The organism is Streptomyces sp. NPDC003697 (genome assembly GCF_053587115.1).
Window position 1 is genome coordinate 83,602 of the sequence record NZ_JBSFNN010000017.1, and the last position, 22,473, is coordinate 106,074.

Annotated in this window: 19 protein-coding genes; 14 read left to right on the forward strand and 5 right to left on the reverse strand. The window is 70.9% G+C overall.

Annotation, left to right across the window (positions count from 1 at the left end; translation table 11 throughout):
- Positions 1-580 precede the first annotated feature (580 nt).
- Positions 581-1,156 (forward strand): dCTP deaminase, encoded by a 576-nt coding sequence (gene dcd, locus ACWDNY_RS10055; RefSeq protein WP_451645249.1) that lies wholly within the window; start codon positions 581-583, stop codon positions 1,154-1,156.
- A gap of 11 nt (positions 1,157-1,167) precedes the next feature.
- Positions 1,168-1,677, forward strand: coding sequence for a phosphoribosyltransferase (locus ACWDNY_RS10060; RefSeq protein ID WP_451645250.1), 510 nt, complete (start codon positions 1,168-1,170; stop codon positions 1,675-1,677).
- Between the two features lie 97 nt (positions 1,678-1,774).
- Here the strand turns inward: ACWDNY_RS10060 and ACWDNY_RS10065 are convergent, their stop codons facing one another.
- Positions 1,775-2,782 (reverse strand): Yip1 family protein, encoded by a 1,008-nt coding sequence (locus tag ACWDNY_RS10065; protein ID WP_451645251.1) that lies wholly within the window; start codon positions 2,780-2,782, stop codon positions 1,775-1,777.
- Between the two features lie 143 nt (positions 2,783-2,925).
- Between ACWDNY_RS10065 and ACWDNY_RS10070 the strand changes: the two genes are divergently transcribed.
- Complete coding sequence (locus ACWDNY_RS10070) at positions 2,926-3,303, forward strand: antibiotic biosynthesis monooxygenase family protein (protein WP_451645252.1); 378 nt, start codon at positions 2,926-2,928, stop codon at positions 3,301-3,303.
- A 109-nt stretch (positions 3,304-3,412) separates the two neighbouring features.
- Here ACWDNY_RS10070 and ACWDNY_RS10075 read toward each other — a convergent pair whose 3' ends face one another.
- Complete coding sequence (locus ACWDNY_RS10075; protein WP_451645253.1) at positions 3,413-5,680, reverse strand: (Fe-S)-binding protein; 2,268 nt, start codon at positions 5,678-5,680, stop codon at positions 3,413-3,415.
- 281 nt (positions 5,681-5,961) lie between these two features.
- On the opposite strand from ACWDNY_RS10075, the gene ACWDNY_RS10080 reads away from it, so the two are divergent.
- From ACWDNY_RS10080 to ACWDNY_RS10110, 7 genes are all read left to right on the forward strand, one after another.
- Positions 5,962-7,344, forward strand: a complete 1,383-nt coding sequence (locus ACWDNY_RS10080; protein WP_451645254.1) for an undecaprenyl/decaprenyl-phosphate alpha-N-acetylglucosaminyl 1-phosphate transferase — start codon at positions 5,962-5,964, stop codon at positions 7,342-7,344.
- A gap of 94 nt (positions 7,345-7,438) precedes the next feature.
- Positions 7,439-9,283, forward strand: a complete 1,845-nt coding sequence (gene dnaK, locus ACWDNY_RS10085; protein WP_451645255.1) for a molecular chaperone DnaK — start codon at positions 7,439-7,441, stop codon at positions 9,281-9,283.
- Entirely contained in the window at positions 9,280-9,987 is a 708-nt protein-coding gene (gene grpE, locus ACWDNY_RS10090; protein WP_451645256.1) for a nucleotide exchange factor GrpE, read from the forward strand. Before dnaK ends, grpE begins: the two co-directional genes overlap by 4 nt.
- A gap of 36 nt (positions 9,988-10,023) precedes the next feature.
- Entirely contained in the window at positions 10,024-11,199 is a 1,176-nt protein-coding gene (gene dnaJ / locus ACWDNY_RS10095) for a molecular chaperone DnaJ (protein WP_451645257.1), read from the forward strand.
- Positions 11,200-11,204: 5 nt separating this feature from the next.
- On the forward strand, positions 11,205-11,660 hold the full coding sequence (locus ACWDNY_RS10100; RefSeq protein WP_451645269.1) for a heat shock protein transcriptional repressor HspR: 456 nt from the start codon (positions 11,205-11,207) through the stop codon (positions 11,658-11,660).
- Between the two features lie 460 nt (positions 11,661-12,120).
- Positions 12,121-13,227, forward strand: a complete 1,107-nt coding sequence (locus ACWDNY_RS10105; protein WP_451645270.1) for a sugar ABC transporter substrate-binding protein — start codon at positions 12,121-12,123, stop codon at positions 13,225-13,227.
- 274 nt (positions 13,228-13,501) lie between these two features.
- The gene (locus ACWDNY_RS10110; RefSeq protein ID WP_451645258.1) at positions 13,502-14,545 is read left to right on the forward strand and encodes a LuxR C-terminal-related transcriptional regulator; all 1,044 of its coding nucleotides are present in this window, start codon (positions 13,502-13,504) and stop codon (positions 14,543-14,545) included.
- Positions 14,546-14,640: 95 nt separating this feature from the next.
- Here the strand turns inward: ACWDNY_RS10110 and ACWDNY_RS10115 are convergent, their stop codons facing one another.
- Positions 14,641-15,624, reverse strand: coding sequence for a helix-turn-helix transcriptional regulator (locus ACWDNY_RS10115; RefSeq protein WP_451645259.1), 984 nt, complete (start codon positions 15,622-15,624; stop codon positions 14,641-14,643).
- 155 nt (positions 15,625-15,779) lie between these two features.
- On the opposite strand from ACWDNY_RS10115, the gene ACWDNY_RS10120 reads away from it, so the two are divergent.
- Both ACWDNY_RS10120 and ACWDNY_RS10125 read left to right on the forward strand, forming a co-directional pair.
- On the forward strand, positions 15,780-16,010 hold the full coding sequence (locus ACWDNY_RS10120) for a hypothetical protein (RefSeq protein ID WP_451645260.1): 231 nt from the start codon (positions 15,780-15,782) through the stop codon (positions 16,008-16,010).
- A gap of 1 nt (position 16,011) precedes the next feature.
- Positions 16,012-16,350 (forward strand): hypothetical protein, encoded by a 339-nt coding sequence (locus ACWDNY_RS10125; protein ID WP_451645261.1) that lies wholly within the window; start codon positions 16,012-16,014, stop codon positions 16,348-16,350.
- Positions 16,351-16,522: 172 nt separating this feature from the next.
- Here ACWDNY_RS10125 and ACWDNY_RS10130 read toward each other — a convergent pair whose 3' ends face one another.
- Positions 16,523-16,936 (reverse strand): pyridoxamine 5'-phosphate oxidase family protein, encoded by a 414-nt coding sequence (locus ACWDNY_RS10130; RefSeq protein ID WP_451645262.1) that lies wholly within the window; start codon positions 16,934-16,936, stop codon positions 16,523-16,525.
- Positions 16,937-17,069: 133 nt separating this feature from the next.
- On the opposite strand from ACWDNY_RS10130, the gene clpB reads away from it, so the two are divergent.
- Entirely contained in the window at positions 17,070-19,667 is a 2,598-nt protein-coding gene (clpB, locus tag ACWDNY_RS10135; RefSeq protein ID WP_451645263.1) for an ATP-dependent chaperone ClpB, read from the forward strand.
- A 238-nt stretch (positions 19,668-19,905) separates the two neighbouring features.
- Complete coding sequence (locus tag ACWDNY_RS10140; RefSeq protein ID WP_451645264.1) at positions 19,906-20,436, forward strand: YbjN domain-containing protein; 531 nt, start codon at positions 19,906-19,908, stop codon at positions 20,434-20,436.
- Positions 20,437-20,617: 181 nt separating this feature from the next.
- Here the strand turns inward: ACWDNY_RS10140 and ACWDNY_RS10145 are convergent, their stop codons facing one another.
- Positions 20,618-21,823: a pyridoxal phosphate-dependent aminotransferase gene (locus tag ACWDNY_RS10145; RefSeq protein WP_451645265.1), complete on the reverse strand. Its 1,206-nt coding sequence runs from the start codon at positions 21,821-21,823 to the stop codon at positions 20,618-20,620.
- Positions 21,824-22,473: the final 650 nt, after the last annotated feature.

A 22,473-nucleotide genomic window follows, 5' to 3' on the forward strand; every position in this document is an offset into this window, starting at 1 on the left:
ATGCTCGCTCACTCTACCTCATCGCCGTCCCCCGCTGTTCGTGCCGGGGGCCTTGCTGTGTCTCGGGGGAGTGAATGAGGTGCAGGGCCCCGGAGTTGGGGCATACGGTAGGGGGCCGTGGGAGCGGGGTCCGCCGGGGTGAGGGTGCCCCCTGGAGAGCCGTCTCGTTGATCCCGTAATGTGGCTTTTGTCGTCAGCCGGCAAGGCGCGACGCGGCTCTGGGGAAGGGACTCTTGGACTTGATGGAGCGCACCGTCGTCCGTTGTGCCGATGGGCACGTGTTCAGCACCGCTTCGTTCCCGATGCAGAAGGCCGAGCGGCTCGGCCCGGGTCGGCTCATGAGGTGTCCGAGGTGTGCCCGGCTCCGCAGTGTGGTGCCGGTCGTCCTGGAGATGGAGAGGCGCTGAGCGGAAGCCGCACGGCGTGCGCCGTGCGGCGGTGACCGGCCGGTGGCGGGTTCGTGCCGGGCCGGTGAGCGGCCGGCTGGCCGCGGGAAGGGCCGGCATCGGCGGCAGAGGTGGCGCAGCGCGTGGAGTCGTCCGGTTGTGGGCGCTCCGCGCGCCTTGCGTATCCTCGGTGCGTGCTTCTCTCAGACAAGGACATCCGGGCCGAGATCGACGCCGGGCGGGTACGGATCGATCCCTACGACGAATCCATGGTGCAGCCGTCGAGCATCGACGTACGTCTCGACCGCTACTTCCGGGTGTTCGAGAATCACCGCTATCCCCACATCGACCCGTCGGTCGAGCAGCCCGACCTCACCCGGCTGGTCGAGCCGGAGGGCGACGAACCTTTCATCCTGCACCCCGGTGAATTCGTGCTCGCCTCGACCTACGAGGTCATCACGCTGCCGGACGATCTCGCCTCCCGCCTGGAGGGGAAGAGCTCCCTCGGGCGGCTCGGCCTCGTCACCCACTCCACCGCCGGGTTCATCGACCCCGGGTTCTCCGGGCACGTCACGCTCGAGCTGTCGAACCTCGCGACCCTGCCGATCAAGCTGTGGCCCGGTATGAAGATCGGCCAGCTCTGCATGTTCCGGCTCAGCTCGCCCGCGGAGGCGCCCTACGGCAGCGAGCGCTACGGTTCGCGCTACCAGGGGCAGCGAGGACCCACCGCCTCCCGGTCCTACCTCAATTTCCATCGGACCCAGGTGTGAGGGCGGCAGACATGGGCGACATACGCGAGAACCTCACCTACGAGCAGTTCGGCTCGGCCGTCCGCGAGCTCGCGCAGACCATCGTCGACGACGGGTACGAGCCGGACATAGTCCTGTCCATCGCACGCGGCGGCGTCTTCGTCGCCGGGGGGCTCGCCTACGCGCTGGACTGCAAGAACATCCACCTGGTGAACGTCGAGTTCTACACGGGCGTGGGGACGACCCTGGAGATGCCCGTCATGCTCGCCCCCGTCCCGAACGCGATCGACTTCTCCGACAAGAAGGTCCTGATCACCGACGACGTCGCCGACACCGGCAAGACCCTGAAGCTGGTCCGTGACTTCTGCCTCGACACCGTCGCCGAGGTGCGCAGCGCCGTGATCTACGAGAAGTCCCAGTCGCTGGTGAAGTGCGAGTACGTCTGGAAGCGCACGGACGACTGGATCAACTTCCCCTGGAGTGTCCTGCCTCCCGTACACAAATCGGGCGAGGCGCCCAGGGAGAACAAGGAAGCGCTCTGAGCCCACCCGCGGCCGCCGTCGCGGGCATGCGCGAGGCCCCCGGCGTCGCGGCCGGGGGCCTCGTGTGCGGGCGCCGTCCGCGCGGCGCGCCGTGGCGCTAGAACGTACCCAGCTTCACGATCGACAGCAGCGCGACCAGCTGGATCGCGCTCGCGCCCAGTGCCTTCGGCCAGGGCAGGTCGTGGGAGCGGCTGACCATCAGGGTCAGCAGGGCGCCGGCGGCGACCCAGGTGGCCCAGCCGAGCAGCTGGACGAAGCCGGCGTCGCCGCCCATGAACATGGCCACCAGCAGACGCGGCGCGTCCGTGATGGACATGATCAGCATGGAGAGGCCGACCGTGGGCTGCCAGGCGCCGTCGCCGCCGAGTTGGCGGGCCAGGGTGTGGGTGACCACGCCCAGGACGAACGCGCTGAGCACCATCGCCACGGCGGTGATCAGCACGATCGGGACCGCGTTGGAGAGGGTGGCGTTGATCGCGTCCTCGCGGGCGCCGTCGAAGCCGAACACCGCGAGCAGGCCGTAGAGGAACGTCACGATCAGGGCGGGGCCCCACATCGTGTAGTCGCGCATCTGCAGGAAGGTCTGCCGGGGGGACAGCACTGTCCCGCGCAGCAGCTCCTTCCAGTGCAGCCGGGGGCCGACCGGGGCGGCCGGGGCCGAACCCGCGCGGTAGGTCCCGCCCTGGTTGTAGGGGTCCTCGCCGACCGCGAATGCCTGGGTGTGCCCGGGGTTGTCGGCCGCGTACGGGTCGGGGCCGGCGTGGGCGTGCGGGCCGTCGCCGAAGTACTCCGGCTCGCCGTGGCCGCCGTGGCCGCCGTGGCCGCCGCCGTTCACCGGCGGCCACGGGCCGCCGCCGGACCCGCCGCGCCCGTACTGCGGTTGCTGCTGCGGGTACGGCTGCGGCGCCGGGGGATAGCCGTACGACGGGCCCTGGGGGGCCTGCTGCCCGTACGGACGTTGTTGCGGTCGCGCTTGCGGGGCGCGGTCGTCCCGGCCGCCGCGTCCGATCCTGAATCCAGCCACGTAATCGAACGTACCTGGTCCCCAAGAGTCACGTGCCGGGGTCCGGTGTTCCGGCCCGGGTTTGCGGCTGAGCTGTGACATCCCCTAGGGGACGTCAGGGGTAGGGGGCCGGGGCGGGTTCGGGTGGTGCGGCGGGTGCGGGGCGGTGTCCGCCGAACGGGGGACGGGCGGTTTCGGGGCCTCGTCGTGCGGCCCTGCCGTCGTGCGGGGGGCAGGATGGGGGCATGAGCGTAGTGAAGATCAACGTGCTGACCGTGCCCGCCGAGCAGCGACAGGTCCTGGAGCAGCGCTTCGCCTCCCGGGCCCACACCGTGGAGAACTCAGACGGCTTCGAGTGGTTCGAGCTGCTCCGCCCGGTGGAGGGGACCGACACCTATCTCGTCTACACCCGCTGGCGGGACGAGGAGTCGTTCCAGGCCTGGATGGAGGGGCCCATGAAGGCCGCGCACCAGGGCGGCGGGGGTGGCGGCGCCCAAGGCGGCGAGGGCGGCGAGGGCGGCGAGGGCGGTGCCCAGGGCGGTGAGCGGCCCAGGCCCGCGGCCACCGGGTCGACCCTGTGGACCTTCGAGGTGGTGCAGCAGGCGGCTCCCAGGAGCGCGTAGCCGGCGAGGACGAGGCCGTCCCGCGCGGTGCGCCGTGGGAACGGCCGACGCCCCCTGCCCGGGCTGGGCAGGGGGCGTCGGCCTGGTCGGACGGGGCCCGGGGGGCCGGTTACTTCACCGGCTCCGGCTCGGGCGCGCTCTCGGTCTCCGCCTCGCCCGCCGGGTCGGCCGGCGTCCTGACGGAGTCGAGCAGCAACTGGGCGACGTCCACGACCTGGACCGACTCCTTGGCCACGCCGTCGTTCTTCTTGCCGTTGACCGAGTCGGTCAGCATGACCAGGCAGAACGGGCAGGCGGTCGAGATGATGTCCGGGTTGAGGGAGAGGGCCTCGTCGACGCGCTCGTTGTTGATGCGCTTGCCGATCCGCTCCTCCATCCACATCCGCGCGCCGCCGGCGCCGCAGCAGAAGCCCCGCTCCTTGTGGCGGTGCATCTCCTCGTTGCGCAGGCCGGGGACCTTGCCGATGATCTCGCGCGGCGGCGTGTAGATCTTGTTGTGGCGGCCCAGGTAGCACGGGTCGTGGTAGGTGATGAGGCCCTCGACCGGGGTCACCGGGACCAGCTTGCCCTCGTCCACCAGGTGCTGGAGCAGCTGCGTGTGGTGGATGACCTCGTAGTCGCCGCCGAGCTGCGGGTACTCGTTGCCGATCGTGTTGAGGCAGTGGGGGCAGGTCGCGACGATCTTCTTCGCCGACTTCGGCTTCTTCGTGGCCGGGTCGTCGTCGTCCTCGCCGAAGGCCATGTTCAGGGCGGCGACGTTCTCCATGCCGAGTTCCTGGAACAGGGGCTCGTTGCCGAGGCGGCGGGCGGAGTCACCGGTGCACTTCTCGTCGCCGCCCATGATCGCGAACTTCACGCCGGCGATGTGGAGCAGCTCGGCGAAGGCCTTCGTGGTCTTCTTGGCGCGGTCCTCGAGGGCGCCGGCGCAGCCGACCCAGTACAGGTACTCGACCTCGGTGAGGTCCTCGATGTCCCTGCCCACGACCGGGACCTCGAAGTCGACCTCCTTGGTCCACTCCAGGCGCTGCTTCTTCGCCAGGCCCCAGGGGTTGCCCTTCTTCTCCAGGTTCTTGAGCATCGTGCCGGCCTCCGAGGGGAAGCTGGACTCGATCATCACCTGGTAGCGGCGCATGTCGACGATGTGGTCGACGTGCTCGATGTCCACCGGGCACTGCTCGACGCAGGCGCCGCAGGTGGTGCAGGACCACAGGACGTCCGGGTCGATGACGCCGTTCTCCTCGGCGGTGCCGACGAGCGGGCGCTCGGCCTCGGCCAGCGCGGACGCCGGGACGTCCTTCAGCTGCTCCTCGGACGCCTTCTCCTCGCCCTCCATCGTCTTGCCGCCGCCGGCCAGCAGGTAGGGGGCCTTGGCGTGCGCGTGGTCGCGCAGCGACATGATCAGCAGCTTCGGGGAGAGCGGCTTGCCGGTGTTCCAGGCGGGGCACTGCGACTGGCAGCGGCCGCACTCGGTGCAGGTGGAGAAGTCCAGCAGGCCCTTCCAGGAGAACTGCTCGACCTGGGAGACGCCGAAGACGTCGTCCTCGCCGGGGTCGGTGAAGTCGATGGGCTTGCCGCCGCTGGTCATCGCCGGCAGGGCGCCGAGTGCGGTCCCGCCGGTGGCGTCGCGCTTGAACCAGATGTTGGGGAAGGCCAGGAAGCGGTGCCAGGCCACGCCCATGTTCGTGTTCAGGCTCACCGTGATCATCCAGACCATGGTGGTGCCCAGCTTGATCATGGCGAACAGGTAGGTGAGGTTCTGCAGCGTGCCGAGGCTGAGCCCCTTGAAGGCCAGGACCAGCGGGTACGAGGCGAAGTACGCGGCCTCGTAGTGGTCGACGTGGTGCAGCGCGCCTTCGAGGCCGCGCAGGACCATGATCGCCAGGCCGATGACGAGGATGACGTACTCGACGAAGTACGCCTGGCCCATCTTGGAGCCGGCGAAGCGGGACTTGCGGCCGGGCCGGGACGGCAGGCTCAGCAGGCGGATCACCATCAGGGTGATGATGCCGAGCGTGGTCATGGTGCCGATGAACTCGATGTAGAGCTCGTACGGCAGGAAGTCGCCGAGGACCGGCAGCGTCCAGTCGGCCTGGAAGAGCTGCCCGTAGGCGTTGATGATGGTCGGCGGCAGCGTCAGGAAGCCGATGGCCACGAACCAGTGGGCGACGCCCACGATTCCCCACCGGTTCATGCGCGTGTGGCCGAGGAACTCCCGCACCAGGGTCACGCTGCGCTGGTAGGGGTTGTCGGTCCGGCTGCCGGCGGGCACGGGCTGGCCCAGCCGGAAGTACCGGACGAACTGGCCGATGGCGCGTGCGAGCAGAGCAACGCCGACCACGGTCAGGACCAGCGACACGATGATCGCGGCGAGTTGCATGGGGGCTCCTCGGGCCTGCGAGGGTTTTCGAGCGGAATCTGTTGAGGGTGGAGCGGGGTGAAACGGAGATTACTAAGCGGTAACTTATGCAGTCCGTTCGAGACTACCCCCATCCTCCGCCGCAATGTAGCCGCCCGGTCGGTGATCTGTGTCGCTGAGGGGTGCCTGACCTGCCGCGGGTGCGTGCTCGTGGACCCCGCGGGGACCGCCCGGGGGCGACGCCACGCCCGTCGCGACGTGTCATTCATCGCAAATCATGACATTCGCCTTAGCTTGATTTCGTGCTCTACGGGATCGCCACCGCCATCGTCTCCCTTCTCCTCGCCGCCTCGCTCGCGGCGCTGCTGCGGGTGCCCGCCCTGCGGCTCGGTCTCCTCGACCGGCGCCGGGCCCGGCCCGTGCCGCTGCTCGGCGGGGTGGCCGTGGTGGTGAGCACCTGCGCCGTCGCCGCGGCGGGCGACTGGACGGGCGTCGCGCCGCTCGGCCACGGGGTCGCCAGACTGCTCACCGCCGCAGCCGGGGTCGCCGTCCTCGGGCTGGTCGCCGACGTGTGGCGGCTCAAGACATCGTTGCTGCTGGTCGGCTCGGCCGTCGCGGCGGCCTTCGTGGTCCCGTACGACGAGACGGGGGTGCCCGCCGGGATCCTCGCCGTCCTGTGGATCGCCTGTGTGGCCGCCGCCTTCCGGGGGCTCGACCACGCGGACGGTCTCGCGGGCACGGTGGGCGTGCTCACCGCCTTCGGCGCGGGTGCCTGCGCGGCGGCCGAGGTGATGGACGACGTGGCGGTGCTGCTGAGCGTGCTGGCCGCCGCCCTCACCGGCTTCCTGATGCACAACTGGCATCCGGCGCGGACCACGTTCGGCGCCTGCGGCACGCTCTTCACCGGTTTCGTGGTCGCCTCGGCGGCCGTGCTCGCCCGCACCGGGTACGGCCTCCCCTCCAGCGCCTCCGTGCTCTTCCCGCTCACCGCCGTCGCCGCGGCCGACGCCCTGCTCGTCGTGGTGTCCCGGAGGCTGGCCGGGCGCCCGGTGCTGCGCCGGGGCCCCGACCACCTCGCGCACCGGCTGCGCCGGCTGGGGCTGACCCCGCCGGGCGCCACCGTCCTGACCGGCGTCGGCACCTTCGCCGCAGTGCTCGTCGGGGTGCTCGTGCACGTCGGCTGGGTGTCGGACCGGAGCGCGCTGTGGGTGGCCGGGGTGAGCCTGGCGGTCGTGCTGGGGCTGCTGCGCGTGCCCGCCTACGGGCCGCGGCGGCAGGGTGACGGCACGGGGGCGGTGCGGCGGCCGGGCGACGGCCCGGGTGCGGGGGGCCGCCGGCAGGGCGACCCGTACGCGACCGGCCGCCGTGCGACGGACGGGCCAGGGCCGGCGATCCGCCGTCAGGGTGATCCGTACGTGATGGCCCGCCGTGCGGCCGACGGTCATGGGAGCATCCGGCGTCCGTCCGACCCGTACGCGACCGGCCGGCGCGCCGCCGATCCGTACGGGACCGCCCGGCGGGCGGCCGACACCACCGGGGCCCCGGGCGCCTTCGCCGACGGCGCAGCGGAGCGGCGTGAGGGCGACCCCTACGGCGCCCGGCGTCCCGCCGATATGACGCCGCGACCGCCGCAGCAGACGAGATCGCCGCAGGTCGAGACGCCGTTGCGTGTAAGGAACGGATAAGACTTGAGCCGAGCCGGCTCAGGTCTGTTGACCCGGCGCGGGCCCTCAGGCACACTTGAGTCCGTTCCACTCAAGTCAGCTGGAGGAATTCACCATGGCACGTGCGGTCGGCATCGACCTGGGCACGACTAACTCCGTCGTCAGCGTTCTGGAGGGCGGCGAGCCCACCGTCATCACCAACGCCGAGGGTGCCAGGACCACGCCGTCCGTCGTCGCCTTCGCCAAGAACGGCGAGGTGCTGGTCGGCGAGGTCGCCAAGCGCCAGGCGGTCACCAACGTCGACAGGACCATCCGGTCGGTCAAGCGCCACATGGGCACCGACTGGAAGATCAACCTCGACGGCAAGGACTTCAACCCGCAGCAGATCAGCGCGTTCGTGCTGCAGAAGCTGAAGCGGGACGCCGAGGCCTACCTGGGCGAGAAGGTGACCGACGCGGTCATCACCGTCCCGGCGTACTTCAACGACGCCGAGCGCCAGGCCACGAAGGAGGCCGGTGAGATCGCCGGTCTGAACGTGCTGCGCATCGTCAACGAGCCCACCGCGGCCGCCCTGGCCTACGGCCTCGACAAGGACGACCAGACCATCCTGGTCTTCGACCTCGGTGGCGGCACCTTCGACGTCTCGCTGCTGGAGATCGGCGACGGCGTCGTCGAGGTGAAGGCCACCAACGGTGACAACCACCTCGGTGGCGACGACTGGGACCAGCGCGTCGTCGACTACCTGGTCAAGCAGTTCCAGTCCGGTCACGGCGTGGACCTGAGCAAGGACAAGATGGCCCTCCAGCGCCTGCGTGAGGCGGCGGAGAAGGCCAAGATCGAGCTGTCCTCGTCCACCGAGACCTCGATCAACCTGCCCTACATCACCGCCTCGGCCGAGGGCCCGCTGCACCTGGACGAGAAGCTCACCCGCGCGCAGTTCCAGCAGCTGACCGCGGACCTGCTGGAGCGCTGCAAGACGCCGTTCCACAACGTCATCAAGGACGCGGGCATCTCCATCAGCGGCATCGACCACGTCGTGCTCGTCGGTGGCTCCACCCGTATGCCCGCTGTCGCCGAGCTCGTCAAGGAGCTGACCGGCGGCAAGGAGGCCAACAAGGGCGTGAACCCGGACGAGGTCGTCGCCATCGGCGCCTCGCTCCAGGCCGGTGTCCTCAAGGGCGAGGTCAAGGACGTCCTGCTCCTCGACGTCACCCCGCTGTCCCTCGGCATCGAGACCAAGGGCGGCATCATGACCAAGCTGATCGAGCGCAACACCACGATCCCGACCAAGCGGTCCGAGATCTTCACCACGGCCGAGGACAACCAGCCGTCCGTGCAGATCCAGGTCTACCAGGGCGAGCGCGAGATCGCGGCCTACAACAAGAAGCTCGGCATGTTCGAGCTGACCGGTCTGCCGCCGGCGCCGCGCGGCGTCCCGCAGATCGAGGTCTCCTTCGACATCGACGCCAACGGCATCATGCACGTCGCGGCGAAGGACCTCGGCACCGGCAAGGAGCAGAAGATGACCGTCACCGGCGGCTCCTCGCTCCCGAAGGACGAGGTCGACCGCATGCGTGAGGAGGCCGAGCGCTACGCGGAGGAGGACCACAAGCGCCGCGAGGCCGCCGAGACCCGCAACCAGGGCGAGCAGCTCGTCTACCAGACCGAGAAGTTCCTCAAGGACAACGAGGACAAGGTCCCGGGCGAGATCAAGACCGAGGTCGAGGCCGCCGTCGCCGAGCTGAAGGAGAAGCTCAAGGGCGAGGACACGACCGAGATCCGCACCGCCACGGAGAAGGTCGCGGCCGTCTCGCAGAAGCTGGGCCAGGCCATGTACGCCGACGCCCAGGGCGCCCAGGCCGCCGACGGCGCGTCCGCCGGCGCCGGTGAGGCCAAGGCCGACGACGACGTGGTGGACGCCGAGATCGTCGACGACGAGCGCAAGGACGGTGCCGCGTGACGGAGGAGACCCCGGGCTTCGACGAACAGCAGCAGGCTCAGCAGGGCCAGCAGCCGGCGCAGCAGCCCGACGTCCCCTCCGGCGCCACCTCTGACGACGCCGAGCCGCAGGCCGCCTCCTCCGCCAAGGAGGAGGGGGCGGCCCCGGCCGGGGACGCGGCCCAGACGGCCGGCCTGACGGCACAGCTGGACCAGGCCCGCACGGCGCTGGCCGAGCGCACGGCGGACCTGCAGCGGCTGCAGGCGGAGTTCCAGAACTACCGGCGCCGGGTCGAGCGCGACCGGGTCGCGGTGAAGGAGGTCGCGATCGCGAACCTCCTCACCGAGCTCCTGCCCGTGCTCGACGACATCGGGCGCGCACGCGAGCACGGCGAACTGGTGGGCGGTTTCAAGTCCGTCGGCGAGTCGCTGGAGACCGTGGCGGCGAAGATGGGGCTGCAGCAGTTCGGCAAGGAGGGCGAGCCCTTCGACCCGACGATCCACGAGGCCCTGATGCACAGCTACGCGCCGGACGTCACCGAGACGACGTGCGTGGCGATTCTGCAGCCCGGGTACCGGATCGGCGAGCGCACCATCCGCCCCGCGCGGGTGGCCGTGGCCGAGCCTCAGCCGGGCGCGCAGACGGTCAGGCCGGCGGAGGACTCCGCCGCCGAGCCCGCGGAGCAGGCCGAGGACAAGGAGAACGGTGGCCCGGAGGAGGGCTGACGTCGAGACGAACGCAGGGAAGGAGGGGCGTCGGGGATGAGCACCAAGGACTTCATCGAGAAGGACTACTACAAGGTCCTCGGCGTCCCCAAGGACGCCACCGAGGCCGAGATCAAGAAGGCGTACCGGAAGCTCGCCCGCGAGTTCCACCCGGACGCCAACAAGGGCAACGCCAGGGCCGAGGAGCGGTTCAAGGAGATCTCCGAGGCGAACGACGTCCTCGGCGACCCCAAGAAGCGCAAGGAGTACGACGAGGCCCGCTCCCTGTTCGGCAACGGCGGATTCCGCCCCGGGCCGGGTGCGGGCGGCGGCTCCTTCAACTTCGACCTGGGCGACCTCTTCGGAGGCGGCGCCCAGGGCGGGGGAGCCGGCGGCTTCGGCGGTGGCATAGGTGACGTCTTCGGGGGCCTGTTCAACCGGGGCGGCGCGGGCACCACGCGGACCCAGCCCCGGCGCGGCCAGGACATCGAGTCCGAGGTCACGCTGAGCTTCACGGAGGCCATCGAGGGCGCGACGGTGCCGCTGCGCATGTCCTCGCAGGCGCCGTGCAAGGCCTGCTCGGGCACCGGCGACAAGAACGGCACGCCGCGGGTGTGCCCGACCTGCGTCGGCACCGGGCAGGTGGCGCGCGGCTCGGGTGGCGGGTTCTCGCTGACCGACCCGTGCCCGGACTGCAAGGGCCGCGGCCTGATGGCGGAGCACCCGTGCGACGTCTGCAAGGGCTCGGGCCGCGCCAAGTCGTCCCGGACCATGCAGGTGCGCATTCCCGCGGGCGTCTCCGACGGCCAGCGGATCCGGTTGCGCGGGAAGGGCGCGCCGGGCGAGCGGGGCGGACCGGCGGGCGACCTCTACGTCGTCGTGCACGTCGGCTCCCACCCGGTCTTCGGCCGCAAGGGCGACAACCTCACCGTCACCGTGCCGGTGACGTACCCGGAGGCCGCCCTCGGCGGCGAGGTCCGGGTGCCGACGCTCGGCGGGCCGTCGGTGACGCTGAAGCTGCCTCCGGGCACGCCGAACGGCCGTACGATGCGCGCCCGGGGCAAGGGCGCGGTCCGCAAGGACGGCACCCGTGGGGACCTGTTGGTCACCGTGGAGGTGAGTGTGCCGAAGGACCTGTCGGGGAAGGCTCGTGACGCGCTGGAGGCGTATCGCGAGGCGACCGCGGGCGAGGACCCGCGGGCGGAGCTGTTCGAGGCCGCGAAGGGAGCATGAGTGAGATGGACGGCCGCCGTCGCAACCCGTACGAACTGACGGAAGAGACCCCGGTGTACGTCATCTCGGTGGCCGCCCAGCTGTCCGGACTGCACCCGCAGACCCTCCGTCAGTACGACAGGCTGGGCCTGGTCTCTCCGGACCGCACGGCGGGGCGGGGCCGCCGCTACTCGGCTCGTGACATCGAACTGCTGCGACAGGTCCAGCAGTTGTCGCAGGACGAGGGCATCAACCTGGCCGGCATCAAGCGGATCATCGAACTGGAGAACCAGGTCGCCGCGCTGCAGTCCCGCGTCGCGGAGCTGCAGACGGCCCTGGAGGGCGCGGCGGCCACGATGCGTCAGCGTGAGGCGGCCGTCCACGCCTCCTACCGCCGCGACCTGGTCCCGTACCAGGACGTCCAGCAGACCAGCGCGCTGGTGGTGTGGCGGCCCAAGAGGCGGCAGCAGCAGTCGGACTGACCCGCACACGAGTGGCACACCAGGGCCGGGAGGCGTCGACCTCCCGGCCCTTCCGCATGCCGCGACGCGGTGCCGTGACCGGTCCGGCGCCACGGTGCCGGCGGCGGTGCCCGGACGGTGGGCGCCGGGCGGTGGCGTGCTCGCGACGAGGGTGGCCGGGTTCGTTCGGTTGCCCGATCGAGGGGCGAACGGGTCGGCGACCCCGGCCTGGTGGCGACTCGTCAGGAATGGTGGCGGTTGTGCTGATCTTTGCCTGCCCGTGAACTGCTTTTGAGTGAAGGGCCCGTAAAGGGTGGTTGCAGGGAGTTGCGCAGACCCTTCACGAGCTTGCTGAGCGTGCTGTTGTCATCTCGTTAAGTGGCATCTCTTGACGCCGGTACCCGGTGCCGCGTTGGCTTTTCAGTCACCTGGGTCGCACTGCTGCACCCACGTCCGGAAGGCACCAGAAGTGAGCACCTCGATGCGTCGTATCGCCATAGCCGTGGCCGCGCCCACGCTGACCTTCTCGCTGTCCGCCTGTGGCGGGTTCGGCGTGTCAGGCGGCGGCGGCGACGCGAGGCCGACCAAGGGCGGCGAGGTCACGGTCGGTCTGCTGCTGCCGGAGACCGCGAACACGCGGTACGAGAAGTTCGACTACCCGATCATCAAGAGGAAGGTCGCCTCGCTCACCCGGGACGAGGGCCGGGTGCGGTACGCCAACGCGGAGGCGGACGCGGACCGGCAGAACAGCCAGATGCAGAAGATGATCGACGACAAGGTCGACGTCATCCTGATCGACGCGGTCGACTCGCACGCCATCGCCGGCGAGGTCAAGAAGGCCAAGGACGCCGGCATCCCGGTCATCGCCTACGACCGGCTGGCCGAGGGCCCGATCGACGCCTACGTCTCCTTCGACAACGAACTGGTCGGCGAGGTGCAAGGCCGGACGCTGCTCGAGGCGATGGGTCCGGGCGTCGACGCCTCCAAGAAGATCGTCATGATCAACGGCTCGCCCACCGACCCGAACGCCGCACAGTTCAAGAAGGGTGCGCTCTCCCAGCTCAGCGGCAAGGTGACGATCGCCAAGGAGTTCGACACCAAGGGCTGGAAGCCGGAGAACGCCGAGGCGAACATGACCGAGGCGATCAACGACATCGGCAAGGGCGACATCGCCGGTGTCTATGCCGCCAACGACGGCATGGCGGGCGGTGTCATCCGGGCCCTCGACGCCGCGGGTGTCTCCAAGCTGCCGCCGGTCACCGGCCAGGACGCCGAACTCGACGCGGTGCAGCGGATCGTCAGCGGTGAGCAGTACATGAGCGTGTACAAGTCCTACCCGACGGAGGCCGAGACGGCCGCCGAGATGGCCGTCGCCAAGGTGCAGGGCAAGGACATCCAGTTCGACTCCCTGACCCGCGACAGGGTCAGCAGCCCCACCGACCGGGACATCCCGGCGCAACTCGTCTCCGTCGTCGCGCTGACCAGGAGCAACATCGAGGACACCGTCATCGCCGACGGCATCTACGAGAAGTCCGACATCTGTGCCGGCAAGTACCGGTCGGCCTGCGAGGCCATCGGCCTGAAGTAGGCCGGAAACCGCCCTGAAGCAGCGGAGGGACGGCCCTTTCCGGGGGCCGTCCCTCCGCGTTTCCCGGGCTGCTCCCGTCGGCGTTTCCCCGGCCCCTCCACGGTTCGGCGGCCCACCCGCCACATGCCCCGCGCCGCGTCCGCCGGAGGCGTGGACACAGTGGTCGAAATCCCTGCTTTCCGGCTGCCGTCGCGGGGGTACCCGTGTTGCGGAGGCGGTCCGGTCCGCGCATAGTTGCGCTGCGGAAGAGGCGGAACCGGGGGTGTGATGGGCCATGGCCGGGCACGGGACGGAGGAGCATCCTCATGGTGCCGACCGACTGTGCGAGGCCGGGGATCGTGTGTATTCCCGGGCCGTACGGCGCGGCCGGGTGGCCCGTTGCGACGCCGAGCCGGTGCCGTGCCTGCTGGAACTGGCGCTGCTGCACCCCGACCCCGACGACATGGACTGGCTGGTGCCCACCGCGCCCCAGGAGGTCATCACCCGCCTGCTGCGCGGGATGTACGACGAGGTCAGCGAGAGCCATCGGCGGGTCGGCTCGGTGGTGGCGGCGTTCGAGCGGTACGCGGGCCTGGGCCGTGAGGTCCGGGTGCCCCCGGCCGCGGTGGAGGGCACGGCCATCCGCGTCCTGGACGGTCTGCCCCGCATCCAGGCGGCCATGGACGAGGCGACGGAGGCGTGCCGGACGGAGGTGCTGACCGTCCAGCCCGGCGGCATCCGGCGCGAGCACGAGCTGTCCGAGGGCCTGCACCGGGCCCTGGCGCTGCGCGGCCGCGGCGTGCGGATGCGGGACCTGTACACCCATGTGGCGCGGCACGGCCAGGGCCTGCTCACCTATCTGGAGCTGATGGGCGACGCCGTCGAGGCGCGCACGCTGGACGAGGTCATCGACCGGCTGATCCTCTTCGACCGCACGGTCGCGTTCATCCCGGCCAACACCGACCGCACGATGGCCCTGGAACTGCGCCACCCGGCCCTCGTCGAGTACCTGGTGACGGTCTTCGAGCGGCTCTGGCGGCTGGCGATCCCGCTGACCGCGCCGTTGCCGGACACCGGCATCGAGGGCATCTCGCACCGGGAGCGGTCCATCGCCGCGTTGCTGGCGGAGGGCCACCAGGACGCCGTCATCGCCGAACGGCTCGGCATCAGCGTGCGCACCTGCCGGGCGCACATCGCGCGGCTGTCGGAGACGCTGGGCGCCGCCAGCCGTACCCAGCTGGGCGTGCGCATCGCCCAGGCCGGGCTGGACGGGCCGCCGCGCGCCACGGCCCTCCCGGCGGTCCCCGGGCCCGGCCGGAACTTCCCGACCGGCCGCTGACGGAGCCGGACACTGCCCCGACCGGGCACTGCCTCGACCGGGCACTGCCCCGGCCGGCCGCTGATCCGGCCGGGCCGCCGCCCGTGGAGGCGGGCTCAGGGCCGCTGGTCGAGGATCCCCGACTGGGCGATGAGGAAGCCGAGTTGGGCCCGGCTGCCGCTGCCGAGGGCGGTGGCCAGCTTGGCGATGTGGGCCCGGCAGGTGCGCACGTTCATGCCCAGCCGGCGGGCGATGGCCTCGTCGACGTGGCCTTCGACGAGGAGTTTGGCGATGGAGTGCTGGATCTCGGTGATGCCGTCGGGGGCGGTCTCGTAGGGCGCGCCGGCGCTGAGCGGGACCGCCCGGTTCCACATGAACTCGAAGACCTGGATGAGGTAGCGGACCAGGCCGGGGTGGCGCAGTTCCAGCGCGACCTGCCGGTCCTCGCGGATGGGGATGAAGGCGACGGTGTCGTCGCAGACGACGAGCCGCTCGACCAGCTCGTCGATCGTGCGTATCTCGACCTTGCCGTCGGCGATCTGGTCGACGTAGGCGAGCCGTTCGGGACTGTGCCGGGCCGTGTGCTGGTACAGCGTGCGCAGTTTGACACCGCGTTCGAGCAGCGGCTTGTCGCGCTCCAGGCCCTCCAGGGTCCTGCGTTCGGGCCGGCGGCCGCTCGGCTGGACCGTGAGCATCTCCGTCTGGCACTGGGTGGTCGCCAGGTCCAGGGCCGCGTTGATGCGGTCCAGCCCCTCCAGCACCGTGATCGCGTGGGTGGGCGCGGCGGCCTGCGCGCTGAGGGCCATGAACGGCTCGAAAGCATCCGCCAGTTCGATGGACCGCCGGCGGCGATCGCTGATCTCCCGTTCGAGGGGGTTCAGCCGCTGGGCCAGGGCGACACCCGGCGGAACCGGGCGCAGCCAGTTCGCGTCATCGGGATCGGGGTGGAGCAGGGCGAACTCCGTGAGGCACGGCGCGGACTCCGCGTCCGTGCGCGCGACACGCCCCATACGCAGGGCGTTCGCGTAAAGTCGGCTGCCTTCCTCGCACAGCTCGGTCACGGCATGGGGATGTGTGGCTTTAGTCCGATTGGCTGTCAAATCTCCACCCCCCAGGGTCCTGAACGTGCAGGAACATGATGCACCGATTGTGTGGCCATGACGTGCCTGAATGAGCCATCGTCTTACTCGACGGGGGAAGAGGGGACCTTCAAGTGAGGACGAAGCCGACTATGCGTAAGAGAATGCTTCGCTCGGTGCTTGTCGCCATCTTCTCTGCCGTTGTGGCCTTCGGATCGCTGAGTGGCCTCTCCGGCGCGAAGAGCGACGTACGAGCGGACAGTGTGTGGTCCGTGGTACCGGCCCGGGCGGACGCCGGCGGAGACGACACCACGGGCACGGACGACAGTGTCTGGTCCCTGGCGCCCGTCACGACGGTCGTCGCTGGCGACACTCCGGTCGGAACAGACGACAGCGTCTGGAGCTGACGTGAGCACTCCACCCGACGACCGCTCCTTCCGACGGGAGATGGCCACCGCCTACCGTTCCGGATGGCACTTCATCGACCTGGTCACCGCCATCCCCCACAGCGGTGACTCGCTGATGGTGACCGTCTTCGGTGAGCCGGTCGTCGTCACGCGGGACGAGGACGGAGACGTACGGGCGTACCGGTGCCTGCGGCGGCCTCGGGGGGCGCCGCAGCCCGTGCGATGTGCCGTCCGGTACGGAATGATCTTCGTCAACCTCGACCAGCGCGACCACCGGCAGGTGGCCCCGGAGACGTCCACCACCCCCAGAACCATCTCGGCCACCCCCCGCAGTGCCTGACGCGATTCCCCCGTCGTAACAGATCGCTCAGGCGCTTCCCCCCCGCAGCGGCGTCACCGTGACCTGAACACGGTGACGCCGCTGCAGTTTGGCGGGACATGTCCGCATCCCGCCGCGAGTACGCCGGCCGGAATTCGCTGCCGCCGCCCCCTCCCGCTCCCCGTGCCGGACGTCAGGCGCTCCCCAGTGCCGCCGTCAGTTCGATCTCGATCACCACCCGGGACGGATTCGGCCGCGGCGCCCGGTAGCGCTCGGCGTACCGCCGCTCCGCCTCCGCGACACGCTCCGGCTCGGTCCGGACGAACGCGCGCCCCTCCAGCGTCGCCCACCGCCGCCCGTCCACCTGGCACACCGCGACCGGCGCCCCCTCGGGCCCGGCCGCCCGCACGTGCCGGGCCTTCGCGCTCGTCCCGCTGGTGATCACCCGGGCCAGGCGCGCCCCGGGGTCGTACGTCACGCCGACGGGCACCACGTGCGGGGTGCCGTCCGCACGGAGGGTCGTCAGTGTGCACAGGTGTCGTTCCCGCCAGAAGCTGAGGTACGAGGCGTCGGGACCGCCCGGGTCGTGGGCATACGTGGAGACCATGGCCCGGAACTTAGCCCGCCCGGATCTCCCGCGTCCGCCCTTGAGTGGAGTAGACTCAACTTTGTGCACGTTGACTGAGTCAGTCTGGGAGACGGAGGCGGAAGCGCCGACGCCATAGGAGGAGAAGGGGACTGTGGACGCCGAGCTGACCAACAGGAGCCGGGACGCGATCAACGCGGCCAGCAACCGGGCCGTGACCGAGGGGCACCCGGACCTCACCCCCGCGCACCTGCTCCTCGCGCTGCTCGAGGGGCGGGAGAACGAGAACATCATCGACCTGCTGGCGGCCGTGGACGCCGACCAGGCCTCCGTCCGCTCCGGTGCCGAGCGCCTGCTGGCCTCGCTGCCCAGCGTGACCGGGTCCACCGTCGCGCCCCCGCAGCCCAGCCGCGAGCTGCTCACGGTGATCGCGGACGCGCAGACCCGGGCGAAGGAGCTCGGGGACGACTACCTGTCCACCGAGCACCTGCTCATCGGCATCGCCGCGAAGGGCGGCGCGGCCGGCGAGGTGCTCTCCCGGCACGGAGCCAGTGCCGGCAAGCTGCAGGACGCCTTTGCGAAGGCGAGGGGAGGACGCCGGGTGACCACACCGGACCCGGAGGGCCAGTACAAGGCCCTGGAGAAGTTCGGCACCGACTTCACGGCCGCGGCCCGTGAGGGCAAGCTCGACCCGGTCATCGGCCGGGACCAGGAGATCCGCCGCGTCGTGCAGGTGCTGTCCCGCCGCACCAAGAACAACCCGGTCCTCATCGGCGAGCCCGGCGTCGGCAAGACCGCCGTCGTCGAGGGACTGGCCCAGCGGATCCTCAAGGGCGACGTGCCCGAGTCCCTCAAGAACAAGCGGCTGGTCGCCCTCGACCTGGGCGCGATGGTGGCGGGCGCGAAGTACCGCGGCGAGTTCGAGGAGCGGCTGAAGGCCGTGCTCTCCGAGATCAAGGAGAGCGACGGGCAGATCATCACCTTCATCGACGAGCTGCACACCGTCGTCGGCGCCGGCGCGGGCGGCGACTCCGCCATGGACGCCGGCAACATGCTCAAGCCGATGCTGGCCCGCGGCGAACTGCGCATGATCGGCGCGACCACGCTCGACGAGTACCGCGAGCGCATCGAGAAGGACCCCGCGCTGGAGCGCCGCTTCCAGCAGGTGTTCGTCGGCGAGCCGAGCGTGGAGGACACCATCGCGATCCTGCGCGGGCTCAAGGGCCGCTACGAGGCCCACCACAAGGTGCAGATCAACGACTCCGCGCTGGTGGCCGCCGCCACCCTGTCCGACCGCTACATCACCTCCCGCTTCCTGCCCGACAAGGCCATCGATCTCGTCGACGAGTCGGCCTCCCGGCTGCGCATGGAGATCGACTCCTCCCCGGTGGAGATCGACGAGCTGCAGCGCGCCGTGGACCGGCTGCGCATGGAGGAGCTGGCCCTCAGCAAGGAGACCGACAAGGCCTCCAAGGAGCGGCTGGAGAAGCTGCGCCGCGACCTCGCCGACAAGGAGGAGGAGCTGCGCGGCCTGACCGCCCGCTGGGAGAAGGAGAAGCAGTCCCTCAACCGCGTCGGTGAACTGAAGGAGCGGCTCGACGACCTGCGCGGCCAGGCCGAGCGCGCGCAGCGCGACGGCGACTTCGACACCGCCTCCATGCTGCTCTACGGGGAGATCCCGACGCTGGAGAAGGAACTGGAGGCCGCCTCGCAGGCCGAGGAGGAGGCCGCCAGGGACACCATGGTCAAGGAGGAGGTCGGTCCCGACGACATCGCGGACGTCGTCGCCTCCTGGACCGGCATCCCGGCCGGCCGGCTGCTGGAGGGCGAGACGCAGAAGCTGCTGCGCATGGAGGACGAGATCGGCCGGCGTCTCATCGGGCAGTCCGAGGCCGTGCGCGCCGTCTCCGACGCCGTCCGCCGCAGCCGGGCCGGCATCGCCGACCCCGACCGCCCGACCGGCTCGTTCCTCTTCCTGGGCCCGACGGGCGTGGGCAAGACGGAGCTGGCCAAGGCACTCGCGGACTTCCTCTTCGACGACGAGCGGGCGATGGTCCGCATCGACATGTCCGAGTACAGCGAGAAGCACAGCGTGGCCCGGCTGGTCGGCGCCCCGCCCGGGTACGTCGGCTACGAGGAGGGCGGCCAGCTCACGGAGGCGGTGCGCCGCCGCCCGTACAGCGTCGTCCTGCTCGACGAGGTGGAGAAGGCCCACCCGGAGGTCTTCGACATCCTGTTGCAGGTGCTCGACGACGGCCGTCTGACGGACGGCCAAGGGCGGACGGTGGACTTCCGCAACACCATCCTGATCCTCACCTCCAACCTGGGCAGCCAGTTCCTGGTCGACCCGCTGACCAGCGAGGAGGAGAAGAAGGAGCAGGTGCTGGAGGTGGTCCGGTCCTCCTTCAAGCCCGAGTTCCTCAACCGCCTCGACGACCTGGTCGTCTTCTCCGCGCTGACCAAGCCGGAGCTGGAGCGGATCGCGCAGCTGCAGATCGACCGGCTGGCCCGCCGGCTGGCGGAGCGTCGCCTGACTCTGGAGGTCACTCCCACGGCCCTGGCCTGGCTCGCCGAGGAGGGCCTGGACCCGGCGTACGGCGCCCGCCCGCTGCGTCGCCTGGTGCAGACCGCGATCGGTGACCGCCTCGCCAAGGAGATCCTCTCCGGCGAGGTCACGGACGGCGACACGGTCCGCGTCGACCGTGCCGGCGAGGGCCTCCTCGTCGGCCCGGCCACCGGCAAGACGCTGTAGCGCAGGACTCCCCGTCCCCACGGCCGTCCCGGCCCCCTCTCCTCCCGAGCGGGGGCCGGGACGGCTGCTGCATTCGGCCCGCGGGAGGTGTCACAGCGGGGGCTGACCGGGTACCCGGGGGGCGGCCGTCCCGGTGACCGGATCGTGTCAGCCCTCGGCTGACAGGGGACGTCGGGGCTTGCCACCACCCTCCCCGCATGGGGGAGGATGGCGAGATCCGTACGAAGGGAAAAACACGGTGACCATCGACCCGTCCTCGATTCCGAACTTCGGGGGCCAGCCCGAGCCGCAGCCCCAAGGACCGGCGGGCCCCGTCGTCCCGGATCAGGACCTCGTGAAGCAGCTCCTGGACCAGATGGAGCTGAAGTACGTCGTCGACGACGAGGGTGACCTCGCGGCGCCGTGGGAGCAGTTCCGTACGTACTTCATGTTCCGGGGCGAGGGCGACCAGCAGGTCTTCTCGGTGCGGACGTTCTACGACCGGCCCCACCAGATCGACGACAAGCCGCAGCTGCTGGAGACCATCGACGACTGGAACCGGCGCACCCTGTGGCCCAAGGTCTACACCCACACCCACGACGACGGCACCGTCCGCCTCATCGGCGAGGCCCAGATGCTGATCGGCATGGGCGTCAGCCTGGAGCACTTCGTCTCCTCGACGGTCAGCTGGGTCCGGGCCGCGATCGAGTTCGACAAGTGGCTCGTCGAGCAGCTCGGCCTCGAAGAGGAGATCAACGACACCGAGGACACCGGAGACGACGGCGAGTAGTCCCGCCGCCGGACCCCGCAGCGGCGCGTGCGTGACCACCGGCACGCGCCACGGATCGACGAGAGCCCGGCCCGGGCCCCCGCCCTGACGGCGTGCAGCCCCGAACCGGGCTCTCGCCGTACCACCGCGACCTCCCGCGGGCGGTGGCGGTGGGGCGGGCCGCCGTACGGGGCGACCGGGGTCAGCCCGCCGCCAGCGCCTTCAGGCGCTCGGCCGCCTCCTGCAGCACCGTGATCTGCTTGCAGAAGGCGAAGCGGACGAACGGCGCGCCCTGCTTCCGGTGGTCGTAGAAGACGGCGTTCGGGACGGCGACGACCCCCGCCCGCTCCGGCAGCGACCGGCAGAAGGCGACGCCGTCGCTCTCGCCGAGCGGGCGGATGTCGGTGGTGACGAAGTAGGTGCCCCGGGGCCGGAACACCGTCAGCCCCGCCGCCGACAGCCCCTCCGACAGCACCTCCCGCTTGGCGCGCATGTCGTCGCGGAACGCGGTGAAGTACGACTCGGGAAGGGCGAGGGCCTCGGCGACCGCGTACTGGAAGGGGCCCGAGGAGACGTAGGTCAGGAACTGCTTCGCCGAGCGCACCGCCGTGACCAGGGCGGGTGCCGCCGTGATCCAGCCGACCTTCCAGCCGGTGAACGAGAACGTCTTGCCGGCGCTGCCGATCGTCACCGTCCGCTCGCGCATCCCGGGGAAGCCGGCGAGGGGCAGATGCTCGGCGTCGTCGAACACGAGGTGCTCGTAGACCTCGTCGGTGACGACCAGCAGGTCGCGTTCGACGGCCAGCTCCGCGATCGCCGTCAGTTCCTCGCGCGCGAGCACCGTGCCGGTCGGGTTGTGCGGGGTGTTGATCAGCAGCAGCCGCGTCCGGTCGGTCACGGCGGCCCGCAGCTCGTCGAGGTCGAGGCGGAACGCCGGTCCGTCCGGGCCGTGGTGCGGGCGCAGCGTCACCGGCACCCGCCTGCCGCCCGCCATCGCGATGCAGGCCGCGTAGGAGTCGTAGTACGGCTCCAGGGCCACGACCTCGTCGCCGGGCTCCAGCAGCGCCAGCAGGGAGGCGGCGATGGCCTCGGTGGCGCCCGCCGTGACGAGCACCTCCGTGTCCGGGTCGTACGCCAGCCCGTACCGCCGGCTCTGGTGCGCGGCGATCGCGGCGCGCAGCTCGGGGACGCCCGGGCCCGGCGGGTACTGGTTGCCGCGCCCGTCGCGCAGCGCCCGTACGGCCGCCTCCCGGATCTCCTCGGGGCCGTCCGTGTCGGGGAAGCCCTGTCCCAGGTTGATCGCACCCGTGCGCGCGGCCAGGGCGGACATCTCGGCGAAGATCGTCGTCCCGAACTCGGCGAGCCGGCGGTTGAGCGGAGGGCGTGCACTGGAGGTCATGCCGGTCATCCTGCGCCGAAGCTCTGGAGTTGCTCAAGTGTGCTTTGGCCGTCGCGGCGGCCGGGCATCCCCCGGTCACGCAACGAGCGAGGCGCCCACGGGGGGCTGCTTCGGGGGAATTCCGGAGGAACTCCGGAGTACGGGAAGGAGGGTGGCGCCATGGCCTTCGGCATCATCCTGGCAGTCGCAGGGGTCGTCTTCGTGGCGGTACTGGTGTCCGCCGTACGGAGGAACGTCCGCAGGAACCGCCGTGTCGGCCGGCCGCGGGGGCCGTACCGCGGCAGCAGCGCCCGCGGCCGCGGCACCGGTCTGCGCGGCGGCGGCAGCAGCAGTGACACCGGTGCCGCGTGGTGGGTCGCGGCCGGGGACGTGGGCGGGTCGTCCGGCGACGACCGTTCCGGTGGTCACCACTCCGGTGGCCACCACTCGGGCGGGGGGCATTCCGGCGGCCACCACTCCTGCGGGGGCGGAGGCCACTCCTCGTGCGGTGGCGGATCCTCCTCCTGCGGCGGCGGCGGTTCGTCGTGCGGGGGTGGCGGCGGATGCGGCGGAGGCGGCTGACACGGGGCAGCCGAGCTCCCGACGGGCCGACGTGCGGGAGGCCGTCGCGGCGGGCGCCGACGAGATCGACATGGTCATCGACCGCGGGGCGTTCCTGG

What these genes read in the sequence shown, in the direction of transcription:
- ACWDNY_RS10060 (WP_451645250.1), top strand. Translation starts at nt 1,168, where the DNA reads ATGGGCGACATACGCGAGAACCTCACCTACGAGCAGTTCGGCTCGGCC.
- ACWDNY_RS10065 (WP_451645251.1), bottom strand. Translation starts at nt 2,782, where the DNA reads ATGTCACAGCTCAGCCGCAAACCCGGGCCGGAACACCGGACCCCGGCA.
- ACWDNY_RS10070 (WP_451645252.1), top strand. Translation starts at nt 2,926, where the DNA reads ATGAGCGTAGTGAAGATCAACGTGCTGACCGTGCCCGCCGAGCAGCGA.
- ACWDNY_RS10075 (WP_451645253.1), bottom strand. Translation starts at nt 5,680, where the DNA reads ATGCAACTCGCCGCGATCATCGTGTCGCTGGTCCTGACCGTGGTCGGC.
- dnaK (WP_451645255.1), top strand. Translation starts at nt 7,439, where the DNA reads ATGGCACGTGCGGTCGGCATCGACCTGGGCACGACTAACTCCGTCGTC.
- dnaJ (WP_451645257.1), top strand. Translation starts at nt 10,024, where the DNA reads ATGAGCACCAAGGACTTCATCGAGAAGGACTACTACAAGGTCCTCGGC.
- ACWDNY_RS10100 (WP_451645269.1), top strand. Translation starts at nt 11,205, where the DNA reads ATGGACGGCCGCCGTCGCAACCCGTACGAACTGACGGAAGAGACCCCG.
- ACWDNY_RS10105 (WP_451645270.1), top strand. Translation starts at nt 12,121, where the DNA reads ATGCGTCGTATCGCCATAGCCGTGGCCGCGCCCACGCTGACCTTCTCG.
- ACWDNY_RS10110 (WP_451645258.1), top strand. Translation starts at nt 13,502, where the DNA reads ATGGCCGGGCACGGGACGGAGGAGCATCCTCATGGTGCCGACCGACTG.
- ACWDNY_RS10130 (WP_451645262.1), bottom strand. Translation starts at nt 16,936, where the DNA reads ATGGTCTCCACGTATGCCCACGACCCGGGCGGTCCCGACGCCTCGTAC.
- ACWDNY_RS10145 (WP_451645265.1), bottom strand. Translation starts at nt 21,823, where the DNA reads ATGACCGGCATGACCTCCAGTGCACGCCCTCCGCTCAACCGCCGGCTC.